Origin of the sequence: Streptomyces sp. NPDC006208, from assembly GCF_040613775.1 — a bacterium.
Taxonomy (GTDB): Bacteria; Actinomycetota; Actinomycetes; order Streptomycetales; family Streptomycetaceae; genus Streptomyces.
This window is the reverse complement of the sequence record NZ_JBEXSW010000119.1, coordinates 1-3,065: the sequence shown is the minus strand read 5'-3', so window position 1 is coordinate 3,065 and position 3,065 is coordinate 1. Positions and strand designations below refer to the sequence as shown.

Sequence of the window (3,065 nt, the reverse complement as noted above, 5' to 3'; positions counted from 1 at the left end):
CGAGGAGACGGTCGTTCTCTCCGCCCTGGACAACGGCCTTGTGCTGTTCATCGTGGCCGAGCTGCTCCACACCGTCCGCCTCACCATCAGGAACCAGACCCTCGACGCGGAGCCGTTCCTCGTCGTCGGCCTGATTGCCGGCATCCGCAAGGTGCTCATCGTGACGGCCGAGGCGGAGAAGTCCTTCCGGTGGAACGTCGAGGGGATCGAACTGCTGGTCCTGGCGGGGCTGATCCTCGTGATGGCGACAGCGGTGTACGTGTGGCGGCGTTCCACGCGGCCGGGAGACTACTTCCCGCTCCAGGAGGTGGGGCGCTCCCCGTCGCCGGAGCCGTCACCCACCCCGGTGCGCGGATCCTGATCCGTCACCTTCCGCAGCCACGGCCGCCCGCGCCCGCTGCTCCTCGCGAGCAGAGCCGACGTCCCGTTCCAGGGGTGTGCGGCTCACGGCCGTCGCGAGGTCCTCCAAGGCCCGCTTCTGCAGTTCCGCCCCGCGCCGCACCACCTGGCTCCGGTCCCCGGCGGCGGCGCCCTCCCACGCGTGGAGCGCCTCCTCCACGCGCCCCCAGTCCGGATTCCTGTGCTCGCGCACGTCGACTGCCGCCCGCGCGGTGTCGGCCTCCAGGGCCTCGGCGAACCGCTCCGCCTCGGGGACGAAACGGCTGTCGGCCCGCGGGATGTGGCTCTCCATGAGCATCGCCGCCCGGCCGAACCCCTTGAGCGCCTCCTGCGCCTCCTCCGCCTCGCGCGACGTCAGGCCCCTGGGGCGGACCGGTTCCTGCTTTGCCTGGTCGTAGGCCTCCTGCCAGGCGGCACGTGCCTCCCTGCTCACCAGCAGTGCCCTGCGCATGTCGGCGCGATGCTCCTGGGTCGGTTCGGCGTAGCTGCGGAGCACCGCGGCCGCGTAGCGGCCGTTGGCGGCGAGCCAGTCCGCAAGTCGGCCCGGCAGCCGGGGCGTCTCCCAGGCGGGGAACACCACGTACGCCAGCATTGCCAGGGCCCCGCCGAGCAGGGTGAGCACCACCCGCTCCGGGACCGTCTGCTCCCATGCCTGGCCGCCCATGCCGAGCAGGAAGACGACGTATGCGGCAGTGAAGCACTGGGAGTAGGCGTAGCCGGTACGGATCAGCGTGTACGACAGGCCCGCCGAGACCACCGCCAGCGCGCCGAACACCTGGGCGTCCGGGCCCAGGGCCCGCACCATCCCGCTGGCGAGCGCGACCCCCGCCAGGGTCCCGGCGAGACGGGCCACCGCACGCGTGTACGTCCGGTGGAAGTCCGGCCGCATCACCATCACCGAGGCGATGGGCGCCCAGTAGCCGTGGCCCAGGGGTAGCCGGGTGGCGATCAGATAGCCGAGCGTGGCCACCGCCGACAGGCGGACGGCATGCCGGAACACGGGCGAGTCCCGGCGGAGCTCACTGCGGACCGCCCGGACGACGACCGGGAGCAGCCGGAACATTGTCGGGCGCACCAGGAACTGGGCGCCCGCGGGGCCGGGGGACGTGGGCGTCTTCCCGCGCGCGCCGCCGCTCCCGGCGATCTCCAACGCCTCGCCGAGCAGTTCCACGAGCCGCGCGGCGGCCTGCCGCGCGGGCCCCTCCAGCACCTCGTGCTCCTCGTCGACGCGCAGGACGTCCGCGCTCCCGAGCGGCACCTCGGCGGGAGTGCCGCGGCGGATCGAACGGGCGGTCGCATCCAGGACGTCGGCGGCCGCGGCGAGCAACTCCCGCGCGCGGTCCCGCCCGGGTCCCTCCGCCGGGGCGCCGACGTCCGGGTCGGCGAGCGCGGCGACGACCGGCCGAATGCGCTCGGCGAGGCCCCGGGGGCCGTGGAGGACGGGGGGACGGGTGCGGGCCTGTGATGGCGTCACGGCGGCCGCGTCCCGGGCCGTCATCAACGGCTCCGGGTCAAACGGGGCGGTCGGGTCGTGCCGCAGCCGGCGGGCGTAGTCCGCCACGGCGGCCAGGGCGTCGGCGAGCGCGTCACGATGCGCCCCCCAACGGCGGATCGGGAACAGCAAGATCAGCACGGCCTGCGCCACGCCTCCGAGCGCGATGACCCCGGCGTGCTCCAGGGCTCGCCCGACGCTCGTGGGCAGGGTGATGGTCACCAGCATGCTGCCGACCGTCGTCGCTGCGACGATCCCAGCGGTCGATCCGACGGCCCACGCCATCCCCGCGACAAAGGCCCATACGGCCAGCAGTGGGAGGAACGTCACGAGTCGCCCCGCCGCCAGGTAGCCCACGAAGGTGCTGAGCGCCAGACCCGCGCCCGCGCCGAGCGCGATCACCTTGCGCGGACGCCAGGTGCGCTGGAAGGTGGCCCCACCCGCGGAGTAGGCACCGAGTGCGGCGGACGAGGCGTACGCAGGGGAGACCAGCCACAGCGCCGGCCCGATGACGATCGCCACCCCAGCAGCCGTGCGCAGCGCGAGCAGGGGCTCCAGCCGCGTCTCCTCGATCGTGAGCCCGGATCGCACGACCTCCCCGAAGGCCCGCAGCCACGTCACGGGTGTGAGCCTAGCCGGAACGCCCTGCCGGGTCGCGTCGGCCGCGCCGCCGCCTCCTGGCAGCGCCGCGCTCGGCGGGCGCGCGCCCCGGGCCGGCCTGCACTCACAAACCGGCACCCGCGGGTACAGGGCGATCGATGACCACATCCCCAGCGCGGGCTGTTCAGTCCCAGCGGCCGCGGCATCGTCCTCGTGGCCGATCCGGGATGGCCGACGGAGGTCGCGAAGCGGTTGAAGAAGGGTGACGGACCTGCCCTACCGGGACGACACCCGCCCCGTCATTGCCATGATCAACCCGCTGGAGCACATCGCGCTGCTGTCGCTGCCCATGCTTGGTCTGGTGCGCGTCGCCCACCGGCTGAGGGAGCGGCCCTGGTTCAGCGGGCGTGGGCGGGTCCGAAGGACCGCCGCGTGTAGCCCGAACTCCCGGTACGTCGGCAGCGGTGAGCCGTGATGCCGCACGCGCCCTGGAGCCATTTGCGCCGGTATCGGTTCACTTCGAGGGCTGGTCACCGTGGTCGTCTTGGAGCGTGTGGCGACGTTCCTGTTCGCG

At 73.5% G+C, this 3,065-nt stretch carries 3 protein-coding genes; 2 read left to right on the top strand and 1 reads right to left on the bottom strand.

The features are described 5' to 3' along the window. On the top strand, positions 1 to 361 hold a 361-nt coding region (locus ABZ208_RS38900; protein WP_356914170.1), incomplete at its 5' end, for a phosphate-starvation-inducible PsiE family protein. Here ABZ208_RS38900 and ABZ208_RS38895 read toward each other — a convergent pair. Further along, positions 335 to 2,512 carry an FUSC family protein gene (locus ABZ208_RS38895; RefSeq protein WP_356914169.1) on the bottom strand — a complete coding sequence of 726 codons (2,178 nt, stop codon included), beginning with the start codon at positions 2,510 to 2,512 and terminating at the stop codon, positions 335 to 337. The two genes, ABZ208_RS38900 and ABZ208_RS38895, sit on opposite strands and share 27 nt — an antisense overlap. Positions 2,513 to 2,753: 241 nt before the next feature. On the opposite strand from ABZ208_RS38895, the gene ABZ208_RS38890 reads away from it, so the two are divergent. Then, positions 2,754 to 2,966 (top strand): hypothetical protein, encoded by a 213-nt coding sequence (locus tag ABZ208_RS38890; RefSeq protein ID WP_356914168.1) that lies wholly within the window; start codon positions 2,754 to 2,756, stop codon positions 2,964 to 2,966. Positions 2,967 to 3,065: the final 99 nt, after the last annotated feature.